This window comes from Thermodesulfovibrio thiophilus DSM 17215 (assembly GCF_000423865.1).
Taxonomy (GTDB): domain Bacteria; phylum Nitrospirota; class Thermodesulfovibrionia; order Thermodesulfovibrionales; family Thermodesulfovibrionaceae; genus Thermodesulfovibrio; species Thermodesulfovibrio thiophilus.
In genome coordinates, this window is sequence record NZ_AUIU01000010.1 from 1 (window position 1) to 2,767 (window position 2,767).

General features: G+C 30.9%; 2 protein-coding genes. One reads left to right on the forward strand and one right to left on the reverse strand.

Annotated features, from left to right (window positions below):
- Positions 1–154: 154 nt before the first annotated feature.
- Positions 155–1,225 (reverse strand): two-component system sensor histidine kinase NtrB, encoded by a 1,071-nt coding sequence (locus G581_RS0101080; RefSeq protein ID WP_028844223.1) that lies wholly within the window; start codon positions 1,223–1,225, stop codon positions 155–157.
- A 601-nt stretch (positions 1,226–1,826) separates the two neighbouring features.
- Here G581_RS0101080 and pilM point away from each other — a divergent pair.
- Positions 1,827–2,767, forward strand: a 941-nt coding sequence (gene pilM, locus G581_RS0101090) for a type IV pilus biogenesis protein PilM (protein ID WP_028844224.1), incomplete at its 3' end; no start/stop codon positions are given.

Here is a 2,767-nt window from a genome sequence, read left to right on the forward strand (position 1 = left end):
CAGACCTCTACGAACCAGGAAGCCCTGCCCGTAAGGGCGGGGTAGTTCACTTTTTGGTTGTATTCGAAATAATTATAAAACCAGAGTCTCCAGTGGATAATACAACAAAAAATAGTTCTCATTGAAAATATATTTTAAAAAAATTTTGAGTAGTTTATTTGCTCGCATTCGACTGTGAAACAGCAGGAAAATATATCTTTACTGTGGTCCCATATCTGAGTTTACTCTTTATCTCCAGCTCACCATTATGTTTATTGACTATGTTTCTTATAATGGGTAGACCCATACCAAAACGTCCCGGATCAGTTGTAAACAAGGGCTTTATTACATGTTGAATTATTTCTTCATCCATCCCACAACCCGTGTCAGATATTGTAAGAACCACTTTCTCTGCCAATCCAATCCTCATTTTTTCAATTGATATTGAAATTGTTCCTGTATCATGTATTGCGTTTCTAGAATTCTGTATAAGTTCAAGTACAACTTCTCTTATTTGCATAGGATCTCCCTTAATTAAAGGAGCTTCTTTTGTTAGAATAAACTCAAGCTTTATTTTTTCTCCAACAATGTGTTTAATGACATTTTTTGTTGATATTATTAAAAAATTCAGATCGAATACTTTCTGTATAGAAGGTGTCTTTTTGAGACCAAGAAGAGCCTTAATAAACTTAGAGCCTTTTTCAACTGATGTTGTTACATTGTCAATTAAATCTAATAACTCTTTATCATCAACACGATTTTTCAACAACTGACTGAATCCATAAATTCCATTGAATATGTTGTTGAACTGATGTGCCAGATTATCAAGAATTTCATAAACTCCTTCAAGCTTGATTGTTTCTTTGAATTTTTCATCAATTACTTTTTTCTCTGTAATTTCTTTGCCAATTTCAACTACTGCTTTAATCTGTCCTTTTTCATATATCGGAATGCCTGTCAAAATATAGTATCTTCCTTCATCTCGAACTTTTTCTATGTTTTCTATCTTACCTGTATGCAATGCCTTAACATTCGGGCAATCAATACAGGGAGCATCTTTTTTTTCCAATAATTTATAGCATTTCTTACCTATGATATCGTTAATATTCAAGCCAAATCTTTCACTATAAACTCTATTTGCCCATATAATATTCAAATCGTTATCAAGAATAACTATATGATCAGAAATTGATTCAAAAATAGAGATTAAAGTGTTTTCTGTTATTTTAAATTGTAATGTTTTCATTAACAAAATAATGTTAATAAAAATTGATTATTAAATACAACAATTGATTTCCCTCATGGATCACAATGAAACATTTCTCAAGGTTGACTGCTGAAGACACATCGAGACTTCAAAGCATATCACATGTCTACTGCATTTTCTCACCCCTGCTTACCATCTGTCACTATCAAGCTTAATGTATCAAATGTTAGCCCCCTTATCACAAGTACTGCTTTTAGTTTTGAACCCACTCCTGTCTTCATTTTGAACATTATGGCATCAACAAAAAGATATAAATATTTATTCTGTATCTGCCTTATATGAAACTTTCTTACTTCTTTGGCCTACTTCCAGTTTTTTGGAACAGAATAAATACGAATATAATCTAAGAAAAGGATAGAGTTATGAAGCAGACAAAATACAGGTTCTAAGAGATATCTGGGTGAATTATTTTTAAAAAATATATTTGCTTATTTAGCTTCTTCTAGAAATGTAGTGCATGGCAAATTGGGTGGTTACCTCTATTTTCAATTCTGAGGAAACAATTACTTTTCAGAGAGATTATTTTTGAGGAATGTCGACTTATTGACAAAATATAGTTTTTTTGTTAAAACATTAAGCAATGATTTTAGGAATAGAAATAGAACCATCTTCAATAAAAGTTGCTCAGGTGGAGAAAAAATATGAGCTAACACAATGGGAAATTTTCGAACTTCCCAAAGGAGTGATTGACTCAGAAGGAATTGTTGACAGTGAGGGACTTATTAAAACTCTTATGCAAATTCCGTATAAATTTAATAAAAAAAATCCCAGGGTTGCACTGGCAGTTTCAGGACCAACAAATACTGTGGTAAGAATAATTAAAGTTCCTTTTATAACTAAAGATGAAATTATGCTAAATCTTCCTTTAGAACTTGATAAATACATTCCTTTTAATGTAAAGGAAGTTTATTATGATTTTCATATTCTTGAACAATCAAAGGAAAAAGGTTTAACAGAAATTGTTGTAGCTGTTGCAACAAGGCAAATAGTCAATGACTATATTAATATTTGTGAGAAAGCCGGTATAACACCTGTTGTTATAGATATTGGAGCTTTAGCTCTTTATAATCTATACAGTATTAATTATAATGATAAATCTACTGTAGCTGTTATAAACATAGGAGAGAATGTTATAAATTTTGCCATTACAAAAAATAGGAAGCCTCTTTATGTAAGAGATAGTACCAATAGTACAAATTTTTATATTAATATGAATGAAGCTAATGAGGAAGAAATCAGAAATTTTGCGGATGAAATTTCTGCTGAAATTTATCGTCAGATTGGATATTTTAAAACCTTAGTACCCGAAGAAGCTGTAGATAAAATATTTATTACAGGATTTCCAGTAATCTCTCCATTTTTTATTCCGTCAGTTTCAGAAAGACTTGAGCAGAAAATTGAAATATTTAATCCTTTTAGAAAAATCAACCCAAATCCAGCGATAAACGTTATAAAAGCAAATATACCTGATGTAGAGAGTTGTAAAGAAGGAAATTTTGTCATGGCAATAGCTAATTTATT